Source organism: Dorea amylophila (genome assembly GCF_025567265.1).
Taxonomy (GTDB): Bacteria; Bacillota; Clostridia; order Lachnospirales; family Lachnospiraceae; genus Dorea_A; species Dorea_A amylophila.
In genome coordinates this window covers 44,013-67,631 of sequence record NZ_JAOQJW010000005.1, presented here as the reverse complement: position 1 = coordinate 67,631, position 23,619 = coordinate 44,013, and the positions used below count along the sequence as shown (strand labels likewise).

At 41.3% G+C, this 23,619-nt stretch carries 34 protein-coding genes and 1 pseudogene; 30 read left to right on the top strand and 5 right to left on the bottom strand.

Annotated features, from left to right (window positions below):
* Positions 1 to 29 precede the first annotated feature (29 nt).
* From OCV72_RS04155 to OCV72_RS04130, 6 genes are all read left to right on the top strand, one after another.
* Positions 30 to 539, top strand: coding sequence for a GNAT family N-acetyltransferase (locus tag OCV72_RS04155; RefSeq protein WP_055056843.1), 510 nt, complete (start codon positions 30 to 32; stop codon positions 537 to 539).
* Positions 529 to 1,164: a GyrI-like domain-containing protein gene (locus OCV72_RS04150; protein WP_055056844.1), complete on the top strand. Its 636-nt coding sequence runs from the start codon at positions 529 to 531 to the stop codon at positions 1,162 to 1,164. Before OCV72_RS04155 ends, OCV72_RS04150 begins: the two co-directional genes overlap by 11 nt.
* 12 nt (positions 1,165 to 1,176) lie before the next feature.
* Entirely contained in the window at positions 1,177 to 1,800 is a 624-nt protein-coding gene (locus OCV72_RS04145; protein ID WP_055056845.1) for a CatA-like O-acetyltransferase, family 2, read from the top strand.
* A 253-nt stretch (positions 1,801 to 2,053) separates the two neighbouring features.
* Complete coding sequence (locus tag OCV72_RS04140; protein ID WP_070098906.1) at positions 2,054 to 2,482, top strand: helix-turn-helix domain-containing protein; 429 nt, start codon at positions 2,054 to 2,056, stop codon at positions 2,480 to 2,482.
* Positions 2,483 to 2,606: 124 nt separating this feature from the next.
* Entirely contained in the window at positions 2,607 to 2,804 is a 198-nt protein-coding gene (locus OCV72_RS04135; protein WP_055056846.1) for a hypothetical protein, read from the top strand.
* A gap of 19 nt (positions 2,805 to 2,823) precedes the next feature.
* Entirely contained in the window at positions 2,824 to 3,231 is a 408-nt protein-coding gene (locus OCV72_RS04130; RefSeq protein WP_055056847.1) for a hypothetical protein, read from the top strand.
* A gap of 86 nt (positions 3,232 to 3,317) precedes the next feature.
* Here OCV72_RS04130 and OCV72_RS04125 read toward each other — a convergent pair whose 3' ends face one another.
* Entirely contained in the window at positions 3,318 to 4,724 is a 1,407-nt protein-coding gene (locus OCV72_RS04125; RefSeq protein WP_055056848.1) for a sensor histidine kinase, read from the bottom strand.
* 1 nt (position 4,725) lies between these two features.
* Positions 4,726 to 5,430, bottom strand: a complete 705-nt coding sequence (locus OCV72_RS04120; RefSeq protein ID WP_055056849.1) for a response regulator transcription factor — start codon at positions 5,428 to 5,430, stop codon at positions 4,726 to 4,728.
* A 150-nt stretch (positions 5,431 to 5,580) separates the two neighbouring features.
* Between OCV72_RS04120 and OCV72_RS04115 the strand changes: the two genes are divergently transcribed.
* Genes OCV72_RS04115 through OCV72_RS04095 form a run of 5 tightly spaced genes read left to right on the top strand, consistent with a single transcriptional unit; the run spans position 5,581 to position 8,599 of the window.
* Positions 5,581 to 6,336: an ABC transporter ATP-binding protein gene (locus tag OCV72_RS04115; protein WP_055056850.1), complete on the top strand. Its 756-nt coding sequence runs from the start codon at positions 5,581 to 5,583 to the stop codon at positions 6,334 to 6,336.
* Entirely contained in the window at positions 6,333 to 7,058 is a 726-nt protein-coding gene (locus OCV72_RS04110) for an ABC transporter permease (protein ID WP_055056851.1), read from the top strand. The genes OCV72_RS04115 and OCV72_RS04110 overlap by 4 nt, the downstream gene beginning before the upstream one ends.
* Positions 7,055 to 7,825 (top strand): ABC transporter permease, encoded by a 771-nt coding sequence (locus OCV72_RS04105; RefSeq protein ID WP_055056852.1) that lies wholly within the window; start codon positions 7,055 to 7,057, stop codon positions 7,823 to 7,825. The genes OCV72_RS04110 and OCV72_RS04105 overlap by 4 nt, the downstream gene beginning before the upstream one ends.
* 5 nt (positions 7,826 to 7,830) lie before the next feature.
* Entirely contained in the window at positions 7,831 to 8,118 is a 288-nt protein-coding gene (locus tag OCV72_RS04100) for a hypothetical protein (protein WP_055056853.1), read from the top strand.
* Positions 8,119 to 8,122: 4 nt separating this feature from the next.
* Positions 8,123 to 8,599, top strand: coding sequence for a hypothetical protein (locus OCV72_RS04095; protein ID WP_055056854.1), 477 nt, complete (start codon positions 8,123 to 8,125; stop codon positions 8,597 to 8,599).
* Between the two features lie 298 nt (positions 8,600 to 8,897).
* Here OCV72_RS04095 and OCV72_RS04090 read toward each other — a convergent pair whose 3' ends face one another.
* The 3 genes from OCV72_RS04090 to OCV72_RS04080 are packed head-to-tail and all read right to left on the bottom strand — an operon-like array spanning position 8,898 to position 10,923.
* On the bottom strand, positions 8,898 to 9,902 hold the full coding sequence (locus OCV72_RS04090) for a PDDEXK nuclease domain-containing protein (protein WP_055056866.1): 1,005 nt from the start codon (positions 9,900 to 9,902) through the stop codon (positions 8,898 to 8,900).
* A gap of 25 nt (positions 9,903 to 9,927) precedes the next feature.
* Positions 9,928 to 10,512: an ImmA/IrrE family metallo-endopeptidase gene (locus OCV72_RS04085; protein WP_196854497.1), complete on the bottom strand. Its 585-nt coding sequence runs from the start codon at positions 10,510 to 10,512 to the stop codon at positions 9,928 to 9,930.
* 6 nt (positions 10,513 to 10,518) lie between these two features.
* Positions 10,519 to 10,923 carry a helix-turn-helix domain-containing protein gene (locus tag OCV72_RS04080; RefSeq protein ID WP_055056855.1) on the bottom strand — a complete coding sequence of 135 codons (405 nt, stop codon included), beginning with the start codon at positions 10,921 to 10,923 and terminating at the stop codon, positions 10,519 to 10,521.
* A 213-nt stretch (positions 10,924 to 11,136) separates the two neighbouring features.
* On the opposite strand from OCV72_RS04080, the gene OCV72_RS04075 reads away from it, so the two are divergent.
* From OCV72_RS04075 to OCV72_RS03985, 19 genes and pseudogenes are all read left to right on the top strand, one after another.
* Entirely contained in the window at positions 11,137 to 11,703 is a 567-nt protein-coding gene (locus OCV72_RS04075) for a hypothetical protein (RefSeq protein ID WP_242859066.1), read from the top strand.
* A gap of 486 nt (positions 11,704 to 12,189) precedes the next feature.
* Positions 12,190 to 12,774 (top strand): sigma factor-like helix-turn-helix DNA-binding protein, encoded by a 585-nt coding sequence (locus OCV72_RS04070; protein WP_055056856.1) that lies wholly within the window; start codon positions 12,190 to 12,192, stop codon positions 12,772 to 12,774.
* 109 nt (positions 12,775 to 12,883) lie between these two features.
* A complete protein-coding gene (locus OCV72_RS04065; protein WP_055056857.1) occupies positions 12,884 to 13,435 on the top strand; it encodes a type II toxin-antitoxin system PemK/MazF family toxin in 552 nt (183 codons plus the stop codon).
* Positions 13,436 to 13,437: 2 nt separating this feature from the next.
* Positions 13,438 to 13,659, top strand: coding sequence for an excisionase (locus tag OCV72_RS04060; RefSeq protein ID WP_015518028.1), 222 nt, complete (start codon positions 13,438 to 13,440; stop codon positions 13,657 to 13,659).
* Between the two features lie 97 nt (positions 13,660 to 13,756).
* A complete protein-coding gene (locus tag OCV72_RS04055; protein WP_055056858.1) occupies positions 13,757 to 13,978 on the top strand; it encodes an excisionase in 222 nt (73 codons plus the stop codon).
* Positions 13,979 to 13,993: 15 nt separating this feature from the next.
* Positions 13,994 to 14,230, top strand: a complete 237-nt coding sequence (locus tag OCV72_RS04050; RefSeq protein WP_055056859.1) for an excisionase — start codon at positions 13,994 to 13,996, stop codon at positions 14,228 to 14,230.
* A gap of 10 nt (positions 14,231 to 14,240) precedes the next feature.
* A complete protein-coding gene (locus tag OCV72_RS04045; protein WP_055056860.1) occupies positions 14,241 to 14,480 on the top strand; it encodes an excisionase in 240 nt (79 codons plus the stop codon).
* Positions 14,481 to 14,492: 12 nt separating this feature from the next.
* Complete coding sequence (locus OCV72_RS04040; RefSeq protein ID WP_055056861.1) at positions 14,493 to 15,749, top strand: tyrosine-type recombinase/integrase; 1,257 nt, start codon at positions 14,493 to 14,495, stop codon at positions 15,747 to 15,749.
* 166 nt (positions 15,750 to 15,915) lie between these two features.
* Positions 15,916 to 16,392, top strand: a pseudogene (locus OCV72_RS04035) (lysine--tRNA ligase); the annotation flags it as partial.
* Between the two features lie 289 nt (positions 16,393 to 16,681).
* The gene (locus OCV72_RS04030) at positions 16,682 to 16,951 is read left to right on the top strand and encodes a DUF6462 family protein (protein ID WP_055282113.1); all 270 of its coding nucleotides are present in this window, start codon (positions 16,682 to 16,684) and stop codon (positions 16,949 to 16,951) included.
* Complete coding sequence (locus OCV72_RS04025; RefSeq protein WP_055282111.1) at positions 16,941 to 17,168, top strand: DUF6462 family protein; 228 nt, start codon at positions 16,941 to 16,943, stop codon at positions 17,166 to 17,168. Before OCV72_RS04030 ends, OCV72_RS04025 begins: the two co-directional genes overlap by 11 nt.
* A 14-nt stretch (positions 17,169 to 17,182) precedes the next feature.
* Entirely contained in the window at positions 17,183 to 17,566 is a 384-nt protein-coding gene (locus tag OCV72_RS04020; RefSeq protein WP_055282232.1) for a TnpV protein, read from the top strand.
* Between the two features lie 9 nt (positions 17,567 to 17,575).
* Positions 17,576 to 17,752: a hypothetical protein gene (locus tag OCV72_RS04015; RefSeq protein ID WP_172677202.1), complete on the top strand. Its 177-nt coding sequence runs from the start codon at positions 17,576 to 17,578 to the stop codon at positions 17,750 to 17,752.
* A 31-nt stretch (positions 17,753 to 17,783) separates the two neighbouring features.
* Complete coding sequence (locus OCV72_RS04010) at positions 17,784 to 17,969, top strand: hypothetical protein (protein WP_055282109.1); 186 nt, start codon at positions 17,784 to 17,786, stop codon at positions 17,967 to 17,969.
* 312 nt (positions 17,970 to 18,281) lie between these two features.
* The gene (locus OCV72_RS04005) at positions 18,282 to 19,064 is read left to right on the top strand and encodes an ABC transporter ATP-binding protein (RefSeq protein WP_055282106.1); all 783 of its coding nucleotides are present in this window, start codon (positions 18,282 to 18,284) and stop codon (positions 19,062 to 19,064) included.
* Complete coding sequence (locus OCV72_RS04000; protein ID WP_055282104.1) at positions 19,054 to 21,204, top strand: ABC transporter permease; 2,151 nt, start codon at positions 19,054 to 19,056, stop codon at positions 21,202 to 21,204. Before OCV72_RS04005 ends, OCV72_RS04000 begins: the two co-directional genes overlap by 11 nt.
* A gap of 28 nt (positions 21,205 to 21,232) precedes the next feature.
* A complete protein-coding gene (locus tag OCV72_RS03995) occupies positions 21,233 to 21,916 on the top strand; it encodes a response regulator transcription factor (RefSeq protein ID WP_226838039.1) in 684 nt (227 codons plus the stop codon).
* Positions 21,913 to 22,959, top strand: a complete 1,047-nt coding sequence (locus OCV72_RS03990; RefSeq protein WP_055282102.1) for a sensor histidine kinase — start codon at positions 21,913 to 21,915, stop codon at positions 22,957 to 22,959. Before OCV72_RS03995 ends, OCV72_RS03990 begins: the two co-directional genes overlap by 4 nt.
* A 4-nt stretch (positions 22,960 to 22,963) precedes the next feature.
* Positions 22,964 to 23,461, top strand: a complete 498-nt coding sequence (locus OCV72_RS03985; protein WP_055282100.1) for a hypothetical protein — start codon at positions 22,964 to 22,966, stop codon at positions 23,459 to 23,461.
* Positions 23,462 to 23,619 lie beyond the last annotated feature (158 nt).

Genomic DNA, 23,619 nt, shown 5'->3' with positions numbered 1-23,619 from the left:
TTTTTTAATGGATAAGAAACGAGTAAGATATGAACTGCGCTATAAGGGAAATGCGAAAAGAAGAATATAGTCTGCTCAGCGACTTTTTGTACGAGGCAATTTATATTCCGGCTGGTACGGCTGCGCCGCCTAAATCAGTGATAAGTTGTACGGAATTGCAAGTATACATTGCGAATTTTGGAAACAGCAAACACGATAAGGCTTTGATTGCAGAAGTTGACGGAAATATTGTAGGAGCAATTTGGGCAAGAATTATGGATGACTACGGACATATTGATGAGAATACGCCTTCCCTTGCAATGTCCGTTCTTAAAGCGTACAGGAGTATGGGAATCGGAACATCGTTACTCACACAAATGCTGTCAACGGAAAAAGCTGCTGGTTATGCAAAGCTTTCTTTATCTGTTCAAAAGGATAATTATGCAGTGAAGCTATATCGAAAAGCGGGATTTACGACAGTTTGCGAGACGGATGAAGAATACATTATGATCGTTGACCTAAATTCTATTTGCAAAATGGAGGAAGAAAATGGCATTTGATTACAAGAAAGAATATAAGGAATTTTATATGCCGAAGAACAAGCCCGGAATTATAGAGATTCCAAAAATGAACTACATTGCAGTCCGGGGAAAAGGAAATCCCAATGAGGAAAGCGGAGAATACAAAAATTCAATCAGTTTGCTGTACGGTATTGCTTTTACTATAAAAATGAGCTACAAGGGGACGCATAAAATCGAGGGATTTTTCGAGTATGTAGTGCCGCCCCTTGAAGGTCTTTGGTGGCAGGAAAATACGCAGGGACTTGATTATGCAAGAAAAGAAGATATGCACTTTATCTCTATGATCCGGCTGCCGGATTTCGTAACAAAGGAAGATTTTGAGTGGGCAGTTCAGGAGGCAACGAAAAAGAAAAAGCAGGATTTTTCTAAGGTTGAGTTCTTCCCCTATGATGAGGGACTATGCGTTCAGTGTATGCACATCGGCTCTTACGATGATGAGCCTGCTACTGTTGATTTAATGCACGACTATATGAAAGCAAACGGGTATAAGCTGGATATTACGGACACGAGATACCATCACGAAATCTATCTGAGCGATCCGAGAAAATGCGATGTGAGCCGATTGAAAACGGTCGTGCGCCACCCAATCCGGAAAGCGGAGTAATCGGAGGTTAGTATGCCAAAAGAAGTTGATCCCAAAGACACTACAAGGGCTACGGCGTATGCACTTTGGATGAAAGCGCCCAATCCAATGGTAACTTTTTTCAAGACCTTTGATGTGACCAATCTGATAAAGGTCAGCAGGAAAAGAAACTTGAAATTCAATATGCTGCTCGATTACTGTATCGGCAGAGCTGCCGTAAAGGTAAAGGAGTTTTATATCCTTCCGGTCGGCGAAAAACTCATGCAGTATGACACCATAGCAGTCAATACCATAGTGAAAAACAAAGAGGGCGAAGTCAGCTCCTGCGACCTTTCCTATAACGCCGAGTTAAATCAATTCAGCGAGGAGTATCTGAAGTATACTGCACAGGTCGCCGCAAGCTGTCAGGACAGGGACTTATCCGAAAGCAGTATGGTCATCGGCACTTCCGCCATCATAGATACGGAAATCGACGGAGCTGTTGGTATGAACAGCGGCATTTTCAACAATCCCTTTATTATTTGGGGCAGATACAAAAAGAAATGGTTTCGGTATTACCTGCCCATCTCTTTCCAGTTCCATCATACGCAGATGGACGGCGCACACGCAGGAGTATTTTTGAAGAACTTGCAAAACGAGATCAGCCTGTTGAAATAAAGGTAGGACGAAAGAAATTCAACATGAAAATCAAAAATAAAAAACTGTTTATAAGCCATCTCTCAAATTAGCGATTGATATTTCAAGGGTAGTTGGCGCATCTATCGAAGAAATATTCCATTTTCAAGTAGCTTTAATGGCGAAAGCCATTATTTTACGGGCAGTTGCGTTATTGTTAATCTGCGTTGCTTGCCGTATAAGGGCTAATGTGCTACTTTGGATTTATCATCAAAGCAAAGGAGTGCAACGCACAATGTTTGGAGAAAACTTAAAAACTCTCAGAAAGCAGAAAGGTTTTTCGCAGGAAGAATTGGCAGTAAGGCTCCATGTAGTCCGACAGACCGTTTCTAAGTGGGAGAAAAATTTATCTGTTCCCGACGCTGATACTCTTATCCGGCTGGCTGAAATATTGGAAGTGTCTGTCAGCGAATTGCTGGGGGCAAAAATTGAAAATGAAAATACCGCCAGTGATGTCGCAGAGCAGTTGTCAAGGATAAATGAGCAGCTTGCAATCAAAAATCGCCGCTCACGCCGGATTTGGAAAATTGTTGCCATTATATTGGCGGCTATAGTTTTAATAAACATTTTCATTGCCGTGTTTTTTAGCGTTCCAAACCTCAATGAAGGTATTCCGAGCAATCAGCCAGAGATAACCGACCAAACACAAATCATAGAGGAATGAATAGCAAAGCCAGCCGAGCCAGTCAACGGTTAAGATGGACGGCGCACACGCAGGCGTATTTTTGAAGAACTTGCAAAATGAAATCAACCTGTTGAAATAATGGCTGAAAGGAAGAGGTACGCTTATGGAAGAATTGGAAGCGATTATGCAGAAATTCGCTGCGTCAGGTTGGGACTTAATCGCTGTTCCGGCTCAGGAATGGCTGGACGGGAAAGCCGATAAGGATACTTTGGTATCAGCAATCAAACAGGCTGATAAAGAATGTGGAAGCTGCGGATGTGAGTTGGATCCGCTGTATAAAAGAGTTATGGAGCTTCTTTAATACCATAGGAGGTATAAATATGTTAAGCTTAGAAAAAGTAAAAAACGGATTGGAAACCTTTGGTTATGAATATGCTAACAATATTCTATGCGGACATACTAAATCTAAAGTAAAATGGGCTTTGCCAACAGGGATTGTCAATGTAATGGCATTTGAACAAGCAACATCGTATTTGTTCGGATTTAGCGATAACGGGATTAACCTGTTTCCTGTTCACGGCGATTGGGACATTGCAGACAATTTATTCATTCCGTGGAGTGAAATAACAAGTTTCAAAATGAAAAATGGATTATTAGAAAATGAAATGATCCTGTCAACATCAGCAATGAAAATAGAAATGAAAATCAACAAAGTAGTAGCGAATAATTCGTGGGTTAAGGACAATTTGAATTATTTGAAATCCAAGAATTATTTTTATCATCACTGATTCAGGTTGAAAATCATCTAAAATGGATAAGATCATAGGTCAGAAAAACCGTAGGGCTTTCATTGAGGCTCTACGGTTTTTAACATTTATTGAGTATGACTATCCTTTGGAATAGGGAAAGAAATTGTAACGGTAAATCCACCTTGTTTACCGTGATCGAAAGACACTGTACCCTTATGGGCGGAAACGATCTGTCCGACAATCAAAAGCCCTAAGCCGTGCCGTGGCTCGGTTGTCCCGCTGTCACTCATCATATAGTGGGGCGTAGTCCTGAGTTTCTCTAACTTTTCATCGGTAACGCCGACGCCGTTATCTTCTACGACTATTTTATATTCTGTATCGCTTTTTCGGACGCATACTGAAATCGTACAGCCATCAGGATTGTGCGTTTGAGAATTTGTAATCAGATTTCCGATTGCCCGCCGCAACAACTCTTTATCTCCATTTATGGCACAGGCAGTCAATGCTTCATCTGTATTCCATTCTATCGGATACTTTTCTTCCATATCTAAATTGATAAAGTCAACAACGCTTTGTCTTGCGATTGCTACGAGATTGACAGGCTCTGGATGGATCGGCTGCATATTATATTCTAACTTCGAGGCAAGATTCAGGTCATTGATGAGATTTTTCATTTTTGTACTTTGCTGACGGATAATCCGTGCCTTTTTCCTTTCGCTTTCCGGCAGGCTTTCATTGTCCTCAATCTGTCCGGCATATCCCATTACCATAGAAAGTGGTGTGCGAATGTCGTGAGAGACTCCGGAAATCCAGTTTGCTCTTGCTGTTTCCTTTCTTTGCAGGTTTCGCTTCTGTTTTTGGAGAATATCCGATGTTTGATTGATTTTAGCGGCAAGGTCGGATAAAAGTCCTTTTTCCTTGACATAAACAGGCTCACCTGAAGGTAGCGCCTGTATGCCGTTTGTAATCGGTTTAACGGATTTCAGCAGCTTGGAATTGGCGATCATATAAATCAGGAAAATCAAAAAAACATTCACACCGATTACAATCAGGACAGTATACGGGGCGTTTTTGATGAAATCATAATCCCAACTCGGAGACATATGTTTCCAATATCGGTCTTTCGGATAGCCGACAACGACCAATCCATTTTCGCATTCTCCCGTATAGGTCGGGTATCCATCAATATATCCTCGTGTCAGACTTGCAATGTCGGAGATCGTATAGTGCAGAGGAACGGTATCCGGCAGATTTTCCGTGTGCCATTTTACCTCTAATGTGTCATTATCTATATAGATTGCCCACGCATTCTCCCCGCTTAACCGCTCCGTCATATCGCCGGATAAGATATATCCCGTTTCTGTTTTCTGTAAAGCTTCAGCAGTTTCTTTTGCAGTCGTCCACGGTCTGCCATTTGCCGTTTGACTTGCGGAAATAGCAGCAAGAATAATAATGTTAAGGACGATGACCAAGACTGTGCTTAACAGCAATATGCCTACAAACCGCCGAATGAGTTTCGTAATATCTTTCATATCATTTCCCCGTTAATACTAACTTGTAGCCTAAGCCTTTTACCGTAATGAGGGATACCGGCTTTGACGGGTTAGCTTCAATTTTTTCTCGGATTCTGCGGATATGCGCCATCAGCGAGTTTTCATATCCGTATGGATTATCTCCCCACGCAGCTTCGCAGAGCTGATCGATGGTTACAATTCTTCCCGCATTGCGGTAGAGCGCCAGCAGTATATCGTGTTCTTTTGCAGTCAGCGGGAAATGATTATTTTCTTTTATCACTTCGGCACGGTCAAAGTCAATTTGGCTTCCGGCAAGTTGGACGATAGGATCTTCGCCTTTGTAGTACCGCCGCAGAATGATTCCGATACGCAGGGATAATTCTTTTGGCAGGAACGGCTTTACCATATAATCATCTGCACCAAGTCCCAATCCTTTCAGCTTGTCCTCATCTTCTCCACGGGCAGTTAAAAAGAGAACTGGGACTTCGGTAAAAGTCCGCATTTGTTCAAACAGAGAAAAGCCGTTCCCATCGGGCAGCATTACATCGAGAATGGCAAGATCAGGCTCCCAATCCCTGCATATTTTCAGAGCTTCGGCTACTGTTCCAGCAGTCTTGATTGTTTTGAAACCGTCCTGCTCTAAAATAGATGTTACCATTTCACGCAGATCAGCCTCATCATCTACGATGAGGATTTTTTTGTATTTTAAGTAATCATAGTCCATAATGCAATTCTCCTTTTTCTATATTATAGCATATCATTCCTGCATTTTCGCAGTGCAGTTCAAATGTAAGGTAAATGTAAGGTAGAGAGAAGGTTGACACAAGGTTGCGCCTTTATACTAAAGACAACAAAGGAAAGGAGATTTCACAATATGAATATAATCGAAACTCAAAATCTGACGAAAACCTACGGCGATTTCACGGCAGTATCCCATCTGAATCTCCATATTCGCAAAGGAAGCGTTTATGGATTTTTAGGTCCGAACGGGGCGGGAAAATCCACAACGATGAAAATGTTTCTCGGTTTGACGCAGCCGACAGAAGGAAGCTTTCATATTGACGGAAAAACATACCCTTCAGACCGAGTTCCCATTTTGAAGGAAGTTGGTTCATTTATTGAAGCACCCGCCTTTTACGGGAATCTGAGCGGAGAGGAAAACCTTGAAATTATACGGAAAATTCTTGGGCTTCCAAAAAGCTGTGTCGATGACGCTCTGGAGCTTGTCGGCTTAACTGAATTTAGAAAAAGACTGGCAAAAAAATACTCTCTTGGTATGAAGCAGCGTTTAGGTTTAGCAGGCGCATTGATCGGCAGACCGCCGATCCTGATTCTCGACGAGCCGACCAATGGACTCGATCCGGTGGGTATTCACGAGATACGCACCCTGATTCGTTCCCTGCCGCAGAAATATGACTGCACGGTATTGGTTTCTTCTCACTTGCTTCCTGAAGTAGAACTTATGGCTGACGATATTGGTATTCTGAATCACGGTCATCTGCTGTTTGAAGGAACAAAGGAAGAATTGAAAACAAACGCTCGTGCCGCCGGATTCCCGACGGATAATCTGGAAGATACTTTCCTTGCTATGATTGATGAAGATAATCGCAGGAGAGGAGGTACGGTATGAGTCTCTTAATAGAATCCAAAAAGCTGAAGCGCACAGGCTATCTTCCTGCTTTTTTGGCAGGTGGCTTTCTTGCAGCAGCTTTTCCGGTTGTCTATATGATGGTAAAAGCAGAGGAAATGACTGCACTCGCAGGCAATCCGATTAACATACTGATGTCTGCGAACTGGCAGATGATGGCGATGTTGAATATTCTCATTTCCATTTGCGGCGCTTGTATGATGTACCACACGGAATATGCCGATAACGGTATGCAGAAAATGTCGGTGCTGCCCATTCGTCAAGGTAGTATGTTCTTTGGAAAATTTCTAATTGCCGCTTTGGTATTATCCGCAATGGTGGTCATAGAAATGGCAGTCTTAGTCGGCTGTGCAAAGTATTGGTTTCCAAGTTATGTGTTTGACCTGACCGAAATATTGAAAACCGCAGGTTTCCAAATTATAGTTACGCTGCCGACTGTAATGCTTATGCTGGTTATTGCGTCTGCCTGTAAGAATATGTGGGTATCCCTTGGTATTGGCGTGATTTTAGTATTTACGCTTTCCATTCTTCCGCAGGATAATATTGTGTTGAGCCTGTTCCCGTTTGCTTCCCCGTATCAAATGCTCTCTGCGGCAGTGGAAAATAGCCGTACAGCCTTATTTTTAGCTGTTTGCGGGATTGAAACGGTCGTGTTCGGTATTGCAGAAGTCCTTTATCTGCAAGTAAGGAGGTGTTTTGAATGAATTTCTTATCATTAGTCGGAGTGGAACTCAAAAAAATCCGCCGCTCCAAAATCTTATTGATCTTGCTGATCCCTGTCATTATGATGTGGATTCCAAGCATTATCAATGCGGATATGAACTTCGACCTGAGAGGAATCCCGATTACGCCGGAAAACAACTTTTTCATTCAGGGCTTTATGGGTATGGTTTGGTTTATGATCCCGGCGTCGCTGGTCATCTGTACGGTACTGCTGAATCAAACGGAACGCTCCAATAAAGGGATTTTGAAAATGCTGTCCCTGCCGATTAGCACAACGAAACTATGTCTTGCTAAATTCACAGTCCTGATTTTGTTGGCGGCATTTCAGATGGTTATGTCCATAGGAGCGTACTATATCTGTGCGGCAATCGTTACCCATACGCAGGATTATAATTTTATCCTTGAGCCATTATATGTCTGCAAAAATGTATGTAGTATCTATGCCGCTGCAATTCCAATGGCTGCTGTATACCTTGCGGTTTCCACTTTAATTCAATCTCCCATTTTTTCGGTCGGTATCGGTCTGGCTTCGATTGTACCTTCCGTGCTTATGATAAACACAAAAATCTGGTTTGCCTACCCGATGAGCTACCCGTTCTATCTGATAATGGTGGCGTATGGGAGAGCTGCTGAAGGTGTTTATGAAACACAAATCGCTTGGCTTCCGTGGCTGCCTGTTGCAGTCGGAATCACTATTTTGGCACTTGTCGTATCCTGTATGCGATACGGCGCATCTGAAAGGAGATAACTACAATGAAAAACAAAATTTTAACTGCGATTTCTACCATTATGCTCTTTGTCCCGTGGACGATCCTGCCACTGCGTACCTTTGATTGGGCGCTGGAATCCCCGGTAGCGGAGATTATGGTTTACAGTTACGCCGCCTTTATGATTTTTTCAGGTATCTTTTCCATTCTCAGCTATACCAAAGGAAAAGTAAAATCCAAACTTATGCAGGTATGTGTCGTGATTAACAGTATTTATGCGGTTGGTGCAATCGCAATTATCGGTATGAATATTGTAACGAGGATTGGCGGGTGATGATATGAAAAAAATAAAAATTCTGACTGCCGTTTTGCTTTCCTTATGTTTGGCTTTTGCTGTTACAGGGTGCAGCGGCGACAACCTGAAAGATAGTGTTATAAACGGCTTTAATGATATGCTCCAGCATTTCAGCAAATATGCCCTTACGGACGAAAAAGATTTGCAGGGCGATAAGACCAAAGGGGAAGATACCTATACCGGCTCCTATACAGCAGATTATGAGGATTTCAATGATAAAGAATATATCTTTGGAGGTACTGCGTTAGAACGGGATAAAGGAAGTGAGCTTACTGTAACTTACGAGTTGACGGTTGATTCCGGCACGGCAAGGCTTTACTGGCTTGATAAGGGCGAGGAAAAAATGATTGTCGATACAAGTAAAAACGGAACATATTCCGTTACCCTTGACGAAGGCGACAACTATCTTACTTTAGAAGGTAATGATTTTTGCGGCTCATTGCAGGTGGTTGTGGAATGATTGCAAAAGCAAGAACAAATCCGCTAAATCTTTGTGCTATGCCTAATACTTTGGAATGTTCGATAAACCGCTAATTCACTCTTGTTCAGATAAAGCAGAGCTGGATTTAATTCGCCATCTACTTTGCCATTGTCGCCATTTCACTCGCCATTTAATTTGCCATTCCGTATTGTCGCATTGAGCATAAAAGCGTTATCAATTTTATTTCCCCATTTTTTAGCATAACATTGAGTAGTGAAAAGAATGAAAACCGCAGGACTTCGATATATAGCTCTGCGGCTTTCAGCTTTTCGATATTTTAGTCTCTTTTGATATGCTTTTGTATATCTTCCACAGACGGGAGCTGTTTGCTCAAAGCTTCAGGAAGCTCACTTGTAACTTTGTATTCGCTGACACCGATTGGCTTTGACATATCTTTTAAGGCATATTCAGCGACTAATGCGTTTTTGCTTTTGCACAGCAACAGACCGATAGAAGGATTGTCATTATCCTTTTTCAAAATCCCGTCAACGGCTGAGAGATAAAAGTTAAGCTGTCCAGCATATTCCGGCTTAAATTCTCCGGTTTTCAGCTCAATCACAACATAGCAGCGAAGATTAAGGTTGTAGAACAGAAGATCAATGTAAAAATCATCGCCGCCGACATTGAGATGATATTGATTGCCGAGAAACGCAAATCCCGTTCCCAACTCTAAAAGCAGCTTCGTTACATCCTGAACAAGAGCCTGCTCTATATCCCGTTCTACCATATCTTCCTTGAAAGGGATAAAATCAAAAATGTATGGATCTTTCATTGTTTGTACGGCAAGCTCACTCTGCGGCGAAGCAAGTCGACTTTCAAAGTTTGAAATCTTATCAGCAATAGCCTGCCGTTCATATAAGCCGCTTTCAATCTGATGAATCAAGACATTATGCGACCAGCCATTTTCTGCGGTCTTTCGTATATACCACTCTCTTTGCTTTTCTCCTTTAACCTTATCCAAAATTGCAACATTGTGCGACCACGGAATTTGTGCAGACACCGTCTGCACAAATTGCTCATCAGGATAAGTGCTTGCAAATTTTGACATATATTTAAGGTTGCGAACAGAATAGCCCTTTGCGTTCGGGAACGAGAGCTTAATATCAGCCGCCAGATTTTCAATAAATTTATTGCCCCAAGATTTATGCTCGTTTATGATTTTTCCGATATTGTAATACAGCATAATCAGCTCTTTATTTACACTTAAAGTAGCTTTGTACTGCGCCTGCTGAATTTCCTGTTTGATAGTTTGCACCAAATCAAGATACTCGTTATTATTCATCAACATCTTTATACCCTCCAGTTATCTATTTCAAAAATTGATTGCGATATTCCTGATGACGGAAACGATAGCCCTGTGCGATCAGCGTATCCGTTTTCAATGCGACCAAGTTTATGTCCGAGTGCATTGCCCGTGCGATCTGTTGAATATCATACCCGTTTTCGATATATTCCAGTATTTCATCATCAGGCAGGGAGATTTGGGAAGCAAAGATGTTTGCCTCGTACTCCATTCGGCTTTGCCGCATATCGAAAATGTTAAATTCCTTGAAGCCGCCGGCCTTGACCGCTTCTTCTCTATGTAATGCGTCGTGTCCGATCTCGTGCAGCATTACGATACGCTCCATTACAGGGTGCAGATCGTCTTTTATGAAGATAAAACGGTTACGCATTAAAACCTTGTATGCCCCTCGCTGTTTCTTGAAGGCTAATGGGATAACTTCTATGCCCAGTTCTTGTGCGATTCTATGCGGATCTCTTGTGCAAAGGTCATTTGCCAGCCGATTCGCCTTTCTGACAATCTCTAAAGTCTGAATATCCAAGAGCAAACACCCCCATTCTACTGCCAGTAAGTATATCTTATCAAATACACTGTCCGAAAAAGAGGACATCAAGCGTTATTTCCGGTATTTTTTGGGAGTGTACTTTTTATTCTTCTCTTTGGCGATCCAGTACGCTTCCTGAATGCCTTTCATCATCTCGTCCAAATCCTCATCTGCAAGCTCGCCGCCTGCAAAAAGCCCCGTAACCTCTGCCATAAGCTCCTTTGCCTGTCTTGCGCCTTTGCTTCCGTATTTGGATTCAGCGTTCAGCAGAAATTCCTCGTCATCGGTAAGCAGATAGTTGACATCGACCTTCAGGATTTCCGCTATCTTATAATAGGTTTCCCTCTTTTTCGGGTAGCGGGTGCCAGCCTCATAATTCGATATTGTCCGCAGAGAAACGCCGATTGCTTTTGCAAGCTCATCTTGCTTTAAGCCTGCCTTCGTGCGGGCTTCTTTTACTTTCTCACAGAATTTCATTTCATCTGACCTCCAAATTATCCCACCTGATTTGAAAATATCTTGCGTATCCATATTGACAAACGCAAGTTGATTTCGTATAATGTCAATGCGCAAGTAAGTTGCGTATATATAATACCTGAACTTGCGTGTTTTGTCAAGGGAGTTCAGCAAATTAGCTTGAACTTTTATCTACCAACAAATGATACCCGTTTTAAGGATTGAGGCGAACAGATGGGACGGAAAGATACAATCGCTGCGAAAAGTATTCGGAAAATGTACGAGCAGCTTAATTTGAATCAATCGGATATATTCTCGAAAACAAAATTGCTTCTCAGCGTATACCGTGATGTGGTCTGGATTACGCTGAGCGAATCTGCCTGTGTGAATGAGGAGCTGATCTATTACGGAGAAGAACTGAACAGCGCCCTTGTTTATTTGGAGCTGTTTGCGCCGGATACCGAGAAGCAGGAGTTTGAGAGCCGTATCAGCGCCTTGTTTGAAAACAAGTGGATGGTTGATTTGATTGATACCGCTATGGCGAAAATATATGACTACCATAACAACGGCAGGCTGTACCACGAAATCATATCAAAAAGCTACCTGACAGCGTTTCGGTATACGGAGAGCGACCTGCTCGATCTCTTGAATATGGAGCGCAGTACCTTTTACGACCGGAAACGGGAAGCGATTTTGCTTCTCGGTGTATCCCTGTGGGGATATGCGATTCCGAGCTTCAAAGGAATCTTTAATATGAAGGGAGATGATGAAAGCGGCGATATTCCCGATTTTTTCAAATAAAGGCTTGTCCGACTAAAGTCCGACGAAATCCCTACTGAATGTCCGACCTTGCGTATGCTACACTGTGTATGCTGCCCGAAGAACGGCTTTCGTTTACAGAACGAGGCTGAAAACGAAATGGCAGAAAATTGGCACAGTTTTGCCGATGATACGGAAAAGCAAATCTGTTACAATTAGTATGCCTAAAGCTTTGAGAATTTTTCTTGATTTTCAAATGCTGGTTGAATATCTTTTAGGCGGCAATACAGCAGCTTAGGCAAAACGAATTGAATATGTGTTTTGAAGAAGCAGTTATAGCTTTCAGCCTTCGGGCGTGAATGTTATAGCTGCTTTTTTTGTGCAGCCCTTTTCGCTTTTGTCAAGCGGAAAGGGAGCTTTATGTCTATCACAGTATGGCAGGCGTTTGTATGTAGGTATCCGTGATCTCCGGAGTTTTTGATTGTGACCTTATATATCAAAAATTCCAAATTTAAGGAGATTACGGAAATGAAAAAACTTACAGTAAAAAAGCAGGTAGAATTATTTGCACAGGATTGTAAACTCATCAACCTTCAGTATGAGTATAGTGGTTTCACTGGAACGGAAAAATGGGCAATTATAACGGAGCTGTCCGAAGAAGCATTGTGGGATAAGTACCCTGATGTCATCAGCAGGTATACGCCTTTTATACTTCTGTCAATGGCACAGGGAGAAGTGATTAGTGAATCACATAGAAATAATGATAAATATGAAAAGCGCAGCAAAAGGACGATAGATGTATACGGTTACGAAGATGATATTTTTGAGCAGTTCCATCCGAAATCTATCGCACCGTTTATTGATCCGTTTGATAAAGCGGAGGAGGAACAGATCGAGGAAGAAAAAGAAAAGCTGCGGCAATTAGAACTTTCTAAGGTAAGACAAGCGTTAAGTATGCTGCAACCTGTTCAAAGGGAGCGCCTTCTTAAATCCGTTTTGCTTGGGATTAGTTCAAGGAAAATTGCGAAAGAGGAGGGCATAAATTATAGCTCCGTAGATAAGTCAATCGCTGCCGCAATAAAAAATTTCAAAAAATTTTATGAAAACCTCTGATTTTGGGTGTGCATTTCGCACCCCTTTGTCCAAATGAGTGAAGGGGTATTTCTATTCCGGATATGAAATGCGCTTTCAAAACTCAATGAACAGAGAGGTTATACATAAAATGAAGAAAACAGAAATCAGGCGTGGAGATATATTTTCCTACGATTTTGGCACAAGAATCGGCTCTATCCAATCAGGTGTAAGACCTGTGCTGGTAATTCAGGCAGACAATTTCAATGCGAATGCGCCTACTGTTATTGTTGCGTCCATTACGAGTGTAATAAAAAAGAGGTATTTGCCGTCCCACATTATTTTAGGCGAGGATTTTGGTCTGACGAAGCCTTCAATGGTGTTGCTTGAGCAAATACAGACTGTGAATAAAGATGATTTGACAGAGTATATTGGCTTTGTTGATGATGAGCGCCTTTGGAGACAGATTAACGCAGCCTTGAAAAAAACATTCGGTCTATGGCTTTACAACACTAACAGGATCGGCGACATTCGCTGCCTGTGTCCTAAATGCTTAAACGACTATTTTCGCAATCCGAACTATGTTGTCAGACGCCTTGATCCTTTCGCTAAAAGTAAAGGCACTTGTGATAAGTGCAATGATAGAGGTTGGGATTATATCGTTTATGACAAACGCACCTCTTTCAAAGGGAAAGGGGTATAGGGATGTCGCAAAACAGGGAAAGGAAACGGAAGTTTGACATTCCTATATGGTGTAAGGCAAATCTGTCGATTGAAGAAGCCGCAGCCTATTCCGGTATTGGAATGGCGAAACTTTATGAGATGACAGAAAGTGAGGATTGCCCATTTGTCTTATGGATAGGTAGCCGGAGAATGATTAAGCGAAAAGTTTTTGATGAGTATATAGAGCGGCAATACTCAATTTAATGAAAAAGTCAAGCCTGCGATGAGCCGATTCGCATAATTGGCTTATCGCAGGACATTGGCTATGCTGTAACTACCAAAAGCAAGGAGGTACAGCAATATGCTCAACAAAAAGAACGATCCGGATATGCCGAGAGTTCCGTTGTGGAAGAAAATGAATTTGACGGTGGAAGAAGCCGCCGAATACTCAGGAATAGGCGTATCTAAAATTAAAGAAATTTCAAGTCAAAAAAACTGTCCCTTTGTCCTATGGAATGGAACAAAGCGGTTGATTAAAAGAAAACAATTTGAGGATTATCTCGAAACACAGTATTCCGTTTGAGAGGAGGACGAGCGAATGGATAACAAACTGACTGAAACAGGCAGTTCCAACAGGCGTGTGGCTGCTGTTCCAATTTGGATAAAACCTTATTTGACGATAGAAGAAGCGGCAGAGTATACGGGAATAGGCAGGGACAAGCTTTATGAAATGACGAGCCTTGCCGACTGTCCGTTTGTTCTATGGGTAGGCAATCGGAGAATGATTAAGCGCAGGATTTTTGATGAATACATTGAGCAGATGTATTCAATATGATGGAGGTCGTATGGACGAAAAAATTTTAGCTTACAGAAGTGAACTCCAAAAGAGGTCGGAAAACACACCGTTTTGGACGAGAACGATTTTAACCGTTGAGGAAGCTGCCGCATACACCGGAATCGGAAGGGCAAAAATCCGTCAAATCATATCACAAGGGAATTGCCCTTTCACGGTAAATAACGGCACACAAATCTGTGTGATCCGAGAAGCGTTCATTGATTATCTTGATAAGCAGTTTCGCATATAGGAGGAGAGAATTATGCCGAGAACAAAAAGAAAAGACAAGTCAAGAGCCGTGCTTCGGACAGGCGAATCGCAAAGGGCTGACGGAACTTATCAATTCCGATGGACTGACAGCAATCATAAGAGGTTTTGCGTATATGCCAAGACGCTTGATGAATTGCGCTATAAGGAAGAACAGATTAAAAAGGATAAGAGCGATGGCATTAAAACCGAAGCCCGATATACGACGGTCAACGAGGTCTATGAGCTTTGGAAGGAGCTGAAGCGAGGGCTGAAGAACAACACCTTTGAGAATTATAAATATATGTATGAAACCTTTGTCCGTCATCAAATAGGCTCAAAGACAGTTTCATCGTTGAAAAAAACAGACATAAAGAGGTTTTATAATTACCTTACAGACGAGCGCCAGTTAAAACCTTCGACCATTGACAGTATCCATACGGTTTTACATCAGATTTTGGATATGGCTGTTGACGATGATTACATAAGGAATAATCCGTCAGATAATGTACTTAGAGAGCTGAAGCAAGCACATTGCTTTAAGACAGAAAAGCGCAGAGCTTTAACCCGTCCCGAACAGGAGTTGCTTTTAAGCTATTTGAAAAATACTCCTGCCGCACAATATTGGTATCCAATCTTTGCGGTTTTGTTAGGAACAGGACTTCGAGTTGGAGAACTTACCGGATTAAGATGGTGTGATGTCGATCTGGAGAACGATGTTATTGATGTAAATCATACTTTGGTTTACTATGACCACCGTACTGATGTTAGTAAAAAAGGTTGCTACTTTAATGTCAATACGCCGAAAACTCCGGCTGGAAAAAGAAAAGTGCCAATGCTCAGTTTTGTGAAAGAGGCAATTATAATGGAAAAGGAAAGGCAGGAGTTGCTTGATCTTCATTGTATCGCTACCATTGACGGATATACAGATTTTATCTTTATCAATCGCTTCGGAAATCCGCAACATCAGGGAACACTGAATAAAGCAATCCGCCGCATAATTCGTGACTGTAACGATGAGCAGTTTTTGAAGAACGAAAATCCCGAAGTGCTACTTCCGCATTTTAGCTGCCATTCATTAAGACATACATTTACAACGAGAATGTGCGAAGCGGGCGTGAATGTTAAGGTGATTCAAGACACGCTTGGTCATAAGGATATTTCAACAACGCTCAATATCTATACCGATGTGACGAAGGAGCTTAGGCAGTCTGAGTTTGAAGGTCTTGACTCATATTTCAAAAGCGAGTATAATAAAGTGTCTAACGAATAAGTGGCATTTCTTGAGCGAGGATAAAAGCTTCTACACCATTTACACCAATTTATACTCCAATCCACCGAAAAACTACACGAATTTATAGGGATATGGCGATTCAGGAAGAAACCCCGTTTAGACCTGTTATGAGATATGAGGAGGTTTAGGAGAGATTGAAAAGATGGTTGCTTTCGTCCCGACAATGAAGTCACTGGACGCTGACAAGAAAGCTTCCAAGACTTCCGAAGCAGCTCCGGCAGAGGCTGAAAAAACAGTTGAGAAGATTGATTTTTCCAAAGTAAAAGTTGAGCCATTATTTGAAGAAATGGTTGATTTCGATACTTTCAGCAAGTCTGATTTCAGAGCTGTAAAGGTAAAAGCATGTGAAGCAGTTAAGAAATCCAAGAAGCTGTTACAGTTCACTCTGGATGACGGAACAGGCACAGATCGTACGATTTTAAGCGGTATTCATGCTTATTACGAGCCGGAAGAACTGGTTGGAAAGACCTTAATTGCAATCACCAACCTGCCACCGAGAGCCATGATGGGAATTGAATCTTGTGGAATGCTTCTCAGTGCAATTCATGAGGAAGAGGGCGAAGAAAAACTTCATCTTCTGATGGTTGATAACCACATTCCGGCTGGTGCAAAGCTGTACTAAAATTAAATATTAAATGTCTAAAACCATGATGTCAGACCGCATTTGACAACAATTTGACAACAAAATTTGGGATAATAATGAATCGTTATGAAGCATGACGAATTTCAGGTGAAAGGACACAGGTTTGGCAATGAAGTAAGAGCACTTCTTAGAGTTAATCTAAGAGGTGCTTTTTTGCGTTGCATATCAAAGAGGCGCCAGTGGCGCGTCTGATGATTCGGCCCTGGAAAGTTATATCCCGGCAGTCAGCTTCTGTAAAACAGCAAATCTAATTTTGGAGGAAAACATCATGGGTAAAAGTTATAAACCAATTACAAGTATGAAGGAAGTACCAGAGCAGCTTAGAAAATTACGCCGACAGTATCTGCGTTATCAACAGGCAGAGATTATTTACAGCATTTCTCATAAGAAACTTTTTGAACTCGCCAGTGATGCAGGTGCAATTTACAGAATAGATGGAACCGTATTGATTAACCGGGATATTTTTGATGACTATCTGGAGCGTTTTCATGAACCGGCAACAGGAAATGATAAGGAGAAGAAGACGGATGAGCGGTAATGTATGGATGTTTTCAGATGAAATCGATGATGAAGATCTGGAATTTATGCGCCATGATTACGTGACCTATAACATGGCGTGCGAATACTACAGACTGGGAATCAAACCCGTTGTCCGTATGGCACATGAAGCAGGGGCAGTATATAAAATTGGGAAAAAGGTGTTGATTCGAAGAAGTATATTTGAAGCATATCTGAGAGAGAAGAGAAAGATTTGATGGAGGAGAAGAACATGAGCAATCAGAGAAAAATACTACATGATGACAGGAATGGATTAGATTATGTGTTGGTAGGAGATTATTACCTGCCAGTGCTATCATTACCGGAAGAAACCAGACCGATTGGGTACTGGGGAATGCTTCGAAAAGAATATATGAAAAACTATAAATCAGGTATGTATTCTTATCTTCTGTTGACTGGGAAATTGGACAGCTATCTGGCAGATCTGAATGAACAGGCACAGGAACGGTATGAATTGATTGAGGCACAAATACGAAGTGCGGAGGGAGTTACAGAGGAATTAAAAGCATGTAATCCTATGGAGTGGGTGCGACAGTGTAATAATGTCGAGAATCGTGTGCAGGAAATTGTATTGAGTGAATTGGTATATGTATAGGAGGAGCGTATGAGATACAGGATTGAATATGCTGATGGAAGATGTTGCAATTTCGCAAACAGCAGAAAAGATTTACTGGATTGGTTGAAACTTCTGAAAGATGAACAGATTGTTGATATCCGTAAAATCTATAAAAGCGGTGTTACAGATTCAGTTCTGGATAGTTACCGAAGATATTTAAAATAGTGAAGGGGTAGATGAAGATGTTGAAGCATATATGAGCCAGCACCGTCATGATACAGACATACAGGAATTGAAAACATATTTTACAAGTGTGATAGACTGGATTTCTGGTGTATTTAGTGATGTGGAAAGTGAAATGCGTGGGATTGAGTGGGGAAGATTATTTGAAACTTATCATAACCAACCATATGATCCGGTGGAAGCAGGAAGCGGCACATAAGGAAGCACCGAAAGTAAGAGAAGATAAAGCCAGATAGATGTGAGGACGTGGGAGAAATCCTGCGTCCTTTTTTAATGCGGATAAATATGATAGATGGTAAATAGTGTGTTGTTATTACTCGGTCAACCGACTATGATATATAGTGAATATTTTGTAGAAGATAGAATGTCTGGTGACAGATGAAAAGCAGCATAAAGAATAGCGGTGAAATTCAAACAAAGGAACCTTACATCAAATGTAAGTGGTGTATTTATGCTTTGTGTAGTAAAATTTTAATTGTAAAAAAGTATGAACAAAAAAGAGGTGTTAAGAATGGATTATACAAAAAAACTTTTAGAAGTACGCGACCTGCACAAAGCATATTCCAAAGAGGGCGTTCCCACAAAAGCACTAAACGGAATTACCTTTGATGTTCTAAGTGGCGAATATTTGGGAATTATGGGAGCCAGCGGTTCCGGGAAAACAACATTATTAAATTGTATTGCTACGGTCATTAAACCTACCTCTGGACAAATTTTGCTCTCCGGGGCGAATATAAGTGCCTTTGACGGTGCTAAGTTAGCGGAATACCGTGGAAATAGAATTGGTTATCTGTTTCAAGACTTTGCTTTGCTTGATAATTTGACAGGCAGAGAAAATATTCTGTTGCCCTTATCCATTCACAATATAGATAGTTCCATAGCCGAAAAGCACCTAAATGATATAGCCGGATTTCTTGGAATTACTGATGTTCTTTCAAAGTTTCCGGCGCAAATGTCCGGCGGTCAAAAGCAGCGTGTAGCCGCAGCCCGTAGTTTGATTTCTAATCCAGATATTATTTTGGCTGATGAGCCGACAGGCGCATTAGACACAAAAGCTGCACGGTTGCTTATGGAAAAATTACAGGAAGTCAACCAAGTGCAAGGACGTACCATTTTAATGGTTACGCATGACCCTAACGCAGCAAGTTTCTGTTCCCGCATTTTGTTCATACAGGACGGCGTTATTTTCCATGAATTGCGTCGCAAAGTTCCGACAGAAACACGGGAAGAATTTTATGCGCGCATATTACAGGTAATGGCGCAAATGGGAGGAGGGAGCGCAAATGTTCTTTAACCTTGCATGGAGAAATTCCAAACGTAGCCGCAATGAAAATCTGATTTACTTTCTGACAATGGTAACGGCGGTAGCGGCATTTTACATTGTGCTTTCTCTCGGAGCGCAGGACGTTATACGCTTTTTAAGCAGCCTTGAAAGCGATGCCGTGGAACGGCTGCTTACAAACCTTTTACCTACTGTCTATGTTTGTGCATTATTATTTGTATTTTTCCTTGTAGTATTTGCAAATAAGTATCAGCTCGAATGTCGCAGCCGGGAACTAGGATTATATTTGATGTTTGGTATGACAAAGACCCGATTATTTACGCAAATTATGACGGAGGGGCTTATCACTTCACTTGTCGCCCTCTTGGGTGGACTTATCTGCGGTGGTTTTCTATCCGAAGTTATCAGCCTTGCAACGGCACGTTTAGTCGGACACGGTGTTATTGCACATCAATCAAGTTTTTCATTAAGCGCAGTTTTCTTTACGATATTGGGATTTTTAATCATCCAATGTGTGGCGTTGTTTATACTATGCGGAAAATTGTTTAAGAAAGAAGTCCACCAACTGCTTTATGGAGAAATGGGAAAAAAACAACACACGGGCAGCACACACGGAAGTTTGCTATCCCTTGTAATTGGTACGGCAGTTTTACTTGTTGCATACTGGGTTGTCATAGAACACTTCATGACTGGCGGTGGTGTAATGCTGCTTGTTGCTGTCCTGCTTGGAATTGTTGGAACAATTCTTTTTATCCGAGGCATTGCCCGGCTTTTAAGTATAGTAGCTGCTTCTAACAAACGGAAAGCGACAAATGGACTTTATGTATTTACTTTGCGACAGCTTCACGAGAATGTTGTTTATAAATATATTTCAATTAGTGTTGCGTCTATTCTGATGATGCTTACCATTATGTTTATTGCAAATGGTTCTGCAACTATTATGTCGCATGGGAATGAATTAACAAGAACTTCTGCTGTTTATGATTTTACAGTAATGGGCGAAGAACAGAATGTTGAGCAATACCTTTCCGACGACCAAATGCGAGTTTATGTAGCTAATCTTAACCGTATGGAAACAGGGAACATGAAACGTCCTGCTTCCGGGGAAATGAAATCCTTTGTTGACTGGTCTGTATTAAGAAAAGAGATTGTTCAAAACTTGCCAGAGGGTGTAATAGACCCTGCGACACAAGAAGCTGCCAGTTACGAATTTGGTTCACATCAACCCGCAGCCCTTAATCTGCTTGGATTTATTGATACGGGGAGTGTTTCTCCTTATATGCTCCCAGTTTCATCATATAATCGCCTGTTGGAAGCCGCAGGAGAAAAGCAAATAAATCTTGAAAATGACGAAGCTGTTTTTTACCTCAACCCGGACTTTTTAGAAGATGAACAGGAAGATACCGTTGCTCTGTTAGACAGGATTGCAGAGAACGCACAGACAAGCGGTAATGCGTTGATTTCCATTGACAAAAAGTCAGTTACACTTGTTCCGTCTGTACCGATGAAAGGACTTACTGCTGATGAAAATGTTAAAATTGTAACCGCATTGATTGTTTCCGACGAGATATATCATAACTATGTAGACCCGGACACCTGTTCTGTATATTGGAATTTCTGTATTCCGAATGAGATTGTAGAAGCAAACGGACTGATGCTGTCCGTTATGGAAGCACGCGATTTGCTGAAGCCGTCCGGTCTGTATTACGAAAGCTATCTTGATAATTTCGGGCGGCAACTATTTTATCTTATCTCCGGGAGTTACATGACTTTATATATGGGCTTTATGCTATTGATTATCGCGTGTGCATTGCTTGCTTTGCAATTCTTAACACAAATGCAATCGACAAAATCAAGATATTTGACACTCTCAATTTTGGGTGCGAGGCGAGAACAGATAAAACGGTCAATTTATAAACAAGTTTTATGGTATTTTCTACTCCCCCTAATGTTGGCTTGTATAAGTGGTACGGTTGGTCTTTATGCAATGCAGCAGCATTTATACTCTGACAGCACAAGGATCGGGCAATCTTATCCGTTGTTGATTATTATGGCATTTACTGTCGTTCTTATTATGGCAATTTACGGTGTGGCTGTTGCGCGGACAGCTACACGGGAAATCGGAAAAATAAATTACAAGCCTAATTCATAACAGGCTTACGTGAAAGGAGGTGGTCGTATTGGCACGAATTATGGTAGTTGAAGATGATGTTTATATGCGGGAAGAACTGACGGATTTATTGAGAAAGTCGGGGTATGAAACAGCCTCGTTATTTGATTTTGAAAACGCAATACCGGAAATTACAGAGTATTCCCCCGATTTGGTTTTACTCGACATAAATCTTCCATTTCATTCCGGCTTTGAAATCTGCAAAGAATTAAAAGCAAAGCAGCTTGGAACAGTGTTGGTATTGACAGCAAGAGATAAATTGCAGGACGAACTTCACGCATTAGGATTGGGAGCTGATGACTACTTAACAAAGCCGTGTAATATAGAGCGCCTGCTTGCCCGCATTAAAAATTTATTACGACGCAAAGAGGAACAGATACGGCAAGGCTTACTGGACGGGAACGGATTTTTACTTGACCCAAACACCTTTACAATTTATGTGGGGAAGAGTTCTTCCCTCATGCCACCCAATGAGGGAAAAATATTGCTTGCGCTTTTGAAGAAAAGCCCTAATCTTGTTACCAAACATGAGCTGTGCAACGTGCTTTGGGGAACGGAAGAATGCATTGACGAAAATGCGCTGCAAGTAACTTTTACGCGATTGAGGAAAACGCTCCGTGAATTTGGTCTTGAAGAACGGATAGAAACAGTACGCGGACAAGGCTACCGCTTGAAAGAGCAGGTGCGATTATGAAGAAGCTAAAAATATTTTTAACCTATATTTCCTCTAATCGTGTATGGATTATCACACTTGCCTGTTTGGACGTATTCTTTATATTCCTTGCCTGGCTGGCTAATCCAGATTATTTTATCAATTATGTTGCATTGATCATTTTCGTATCATTTGCCACACTTGCTATCCCGCTTGCTATATCAATCAGAAAACGCAACAAGACAGACGCTATTTTTCGGCGTTTTCTATTGGAGCCAGACGATACCAACGAATACTTACTGTGTGAAGCTGTTCCCGCAGTATTACGCCCTTATATCTGTGAATTGGGGCAGCATTTGAGGACGCAGCAGGAATATATCAACGAACAGAAAATTACAGTTACAGATTATCAACACTACATTGAAAATTGGGTACATGAAATCAAAAAGCCGCTATCCCTTATGACCTTGCTACTGGACAATCGAAAAGATGAAATGTCCCCTTTGGTTCATACCCGTATGCTGTATGTACGCGACCATACCCGACAGGATATAGAACAAATTCTATACTTTTCAAGGCTTGGGGCTACTCATAAGGATTACTTTTTTGAGCCGCTTTCAATTCTTGAAATTTGTCGTGAAGCAGTTGAAGATAATTTAACGCTTCTTGAAGAAGCTGGATTTTCTGTTGAATATACCGAAAACGATGCTCAAGTGATTTCTGACAAAAAAGGTTTGATGTTCATTTTAGGACAGATAATCAGCAATAGTGTGAAATATACGGGGAACAATCCTGCTCCTCGACTTCTCTTTTCCATTGCTGATAGTGCGGATAATGAACAGATTTCTTTATCTATGAAAGACAACGGCACAAGCATACCGTTGTCTGACTTACCTTTTGTTTTCGACAAGGGGTTTACTGGAGATACGGGCAGTTACCTTAGTCGTTCTACGGGTATGGGGTTATACCTTGTTCAGAAAATGGCAACTGACCTGTCTATCACGGTGGAGCTAAAAAACAATTCTTGCGGTGGAACAACTGTAACCTTGACGTTCCCGAAAGTGGAGCGTCCATTTGGGAGGTAATGAAATGCAGTTACAAAACGAAACAATAAAAGAGCGCACACCAATAAAAGGCTTGCTCATTGATTGGTTGATTATATTTGGAACATATCTTTTTATCCGTGTATTCTTCGCCCTCTTTGGGCTTCATCAGAATATTGTCATTTTGGGCTGTTGCCTTGCGGTATTGCCATATCTTTTGGGGGCAGTATATTTACAGAAATCCCACAAGCAATGTCCATTATGGCTTTCTGCATCGGCTATTTTAATACCGTCCATTGTTGAAAAAATAGCGATATATTTATTTGGTGCGTACTTATACAATTTAAGCCCGATAAATGTTTTAGGAGTTATGGAAGCGATTAAGAGTAACGCATCATACACAAACTTCATTAAAAATCAATCAGCACAGAATTTAATCAATCTATCATATTTGAATTGGACATACATTCTATGCAGTATAGCTATTTCTGTTTTGGTTATCTTGCTTTTAAATCAGACAAAACAGAAAAGTAATAAAGGATAAAGAGAACTTTATGAAAGTGACATAGTATAAAACATCTGCCACTCGACGGCAAAAGAAAAAAAAACGTCGCACAGCAAATATATAGGGTTAATTGTGAGATGAAAATATGAGAAATTAGCTGTATTTGATATATCTGAATCCGGCAGAGAGATTGGAGA

Excerpts from the sequence above, each read along its gene's own strand:
- OCV72_RS04085 (WP_196854497.1), bottom strand. The coding sequence starts at position 10,512 with ATGTCCTCTTTTTCGGACAGTGTATTTGATAAGATATACTTACTGGCA.
- OCV72_RS04045 (WP_055056860.1), top strand. The coding sequence starts at position 14,241 with ATGGACGAAAAAATTTTAGCTTACAGAAGTGAACTCCAAAAGAGGTCG.
- OCV72_RS04055 (WP_055056858.1), top strand. The coding sequence starts at position 13,757 with ATGCTCAACAAAAAGAACGATCCGGATATGCCGAGAGTTCCGTTGTGG.
- OCV72_RS04150 (WP_055056844.1), top strand. The coding sequence starts at position 529 with ATGGCATTTGATTACAAGAAAGAATATAAGGAATTTTATATGCCGAAG.
- OCV72_RS04090 (WP_055056866.1), bottom strand. The coding sequence starts at position 9,902 with ATGAATAATAACGAGTATCTTGATTTGGTGCAAACTATCAAACAGGAA.
- OCV72_RS04135 (WP_055056846.1), top strand. The coding sequence starts at position 2,607 with ATGGAAGAATTGGAAGCGATTATGCAGAAATTCGCTGCGTCAGGTTGG.
- OCV72_RS04065 (WP_055056857.1), top strand. The coding sequence starts at position 12,884 with ATGAAGAAAACAGAAATCAGGCGTGGAGATATATTTTCCTACGATTTT.
- OCV72_RS04015 (WP_172677202.1), top strand. The coding sequence starts at position 17,576 with ATGAGATACAGGATTGAATATGCTGATGGAAGATGTTGCAATTTCGCA.
- OCV72_RS04005 (WP_055282106.1), top strand. The coding sequence starts at position 18,282 with ATGGATTATACAAAAAAACTTTTAGAAGTACGCGACCTGCACAAAGCA.
- OCV72_RS04080 (WP_055056855.1), bottom strand. The coding sequence starts at position 10,923 with ATGAAATTCTGTGAGAAAGTAAAAGAAGCCCGCACGAAGGCAGGCTTA.
- OCV72_RS04095 (WP_055056854.1), top strand. The coding sequence starts at position 8,123 with ATGAAAAAAATAAAAATTCTGACTGCCGTTTTGCTTTCCTTATGTTTG.
- OCV72_RS04140 (WP_070098906.1), top strand. The coding sequence starts at position 2,054 with ATGTTTGGAGAAAACTTAAAAACTCTCAGAAAGCAGAAAGGTTTTTCG.
- OCV72_RS04115 (WP_055056850.1), top strand. The coding sequence starts at position 5,581 with ATGAATATAATCGAAACTCAAAATCTGACGAAAACCTACGGCGATTTC.
- OCV72_RS04130 (WP_055056847.1), top strand. The coding sequence starts at position 2,824 with ATGTTAAGCTTAGAAAAAGTAAAAAACGGATTGGAAACCTTTGGTTAT.
- OCV72_RS04100 (WP_055056853.1), top strand. The coding sequence starts at position 7,831 with ATGAAAAACAAAATTTTAACTGCGATTTCTACCATTATGCTCTTTGTC.
- OCV72_RS04120 (WP_055056849.1), bottom strand. The coding sequence starts at position 5,430 with ATGGACTATGATTACTTAAAATACAAAAAAATCCTCATCGTAGATGAT.
- OCV72_RS04050 (WP_055056859.1), top strand. The coding sequence starts at position 13,994 with ATGGATAACAAACTGACTGAAACAGGCAGTTCCAACAGGCGTGTGGCT.
- OCV72_RS04030 (WP_055282113.1), top strand. The coding sequence starts at position 16,682 with ATGGGTAAAAGTTATAAACCAATTACAAGTATGAAGGAAGTACCAGAG.
- OCV72_RS04020 (WP_055282232.1), top strand. The coding sequence starts at position 17,183 with ATGAGCAATCAGAGAAAAATACTACATGATGACAGGAATGGATTAGAT.
- OCV72_RS04040 (WP_055056861.1), top strand. The coding sequence starts at position 14,493 with ATGCCGAGAACAAAAAGAAAAGACAAGTCAAGAGCCGTGCTTCGGACA.
- OCV72_RS03990 (WP_055282102.1), top strand. The coding sequence starts at position 21,913 with ATGAAGAAGCTAAAAATATTTTTAACCTATATTTCCTCTAATCGTGTA.
- OCV72_RS04060 (WP_015518028.1), top strand. The coding sequence starts at position 13,438 with ATGTCGCAAAACAGGGAAAGGAAACGGAAGTTTGACATTCCTATATGG.
- OCV72_RS04010 (WP_055282109.1), top strand. The coding sequence starts at position 17,784 with ATGAGCCAGCACCGTCATGATACAGACATACAGGAATTGAAAACATAT.
- OCV72_RS04000 (WP_055282104.1), top strand. The coding sequence starts at position 19,054 with ATGTTCTTTAACCTTGCATGGAGAAATTCCAAACGTAGCCGCAATGAA.
- OCV72_RS04110 (WP_055056851.1), top strand. The coding sequence starts at position 6,333 with ATGAGTCTCTTAATAGAATCCAAAAAGCTGAAGCGCACAGGCTATCTT.
- OCV72_RS04125 (WP_055056848.1), bottom strand. The coding sequence starts at position 4,724 with ATGAAAGATATTACGAAACTCATTCGGCGGTTTGTAGGCATATTGCTG.
- OCV72_RS04070 (WP_055056856.1), top strand. The coding sequence starts at position 12,190 with ATGAAAAAACTTACAGTAAAAAAGCAGGTAGAATTATTTGCACAGGAT.
- OCV72_RS04155 (WP_055056843.1), top strand. The coding sequence starts at position 30 with ATGAACTGCGCTATAAGGGAAATGCGAAAAGAAGAATATAGTCTGCTC.
- OCV72_RS04075 (WP_242859066.1), top strand. The coding sequence starts at position 11,137 with ATGGGACGGAAAGATACAATCGCTGCGAAAAGTATTCGGAAAATGTAC.
- OCV72_RS04145 (WP_055056845.1), top strand. The coding sequence starts at position 1,177 with ATGCCAAAAGAAGTTGATCCCAAAGACACTACAAGGGCTACGGCGTAT.
- OCV72_RS04105 (WP_055056852.1), top strand. The coding sequence starts at position 7,055 with ATGAATTTCTTATCATTAGTCGGAGTGGAACTCAAAAAAATCCGCCGC.
- OCV72_RS03985 (WP_055282100.1), top strand. The coding sequence starts at position 22,964 with ATGCAGTTACAAAACGAAACAATAAAAGAGCGCACACCAATAAAAGGC.
- OCV72_RS04025 (WP_055282111.1), top strand. The coding sequence starts at position 16,941 with ATGAGCGGTAATGTATGGATGTTTTCAGATGAAATCGATGATGAAGAT.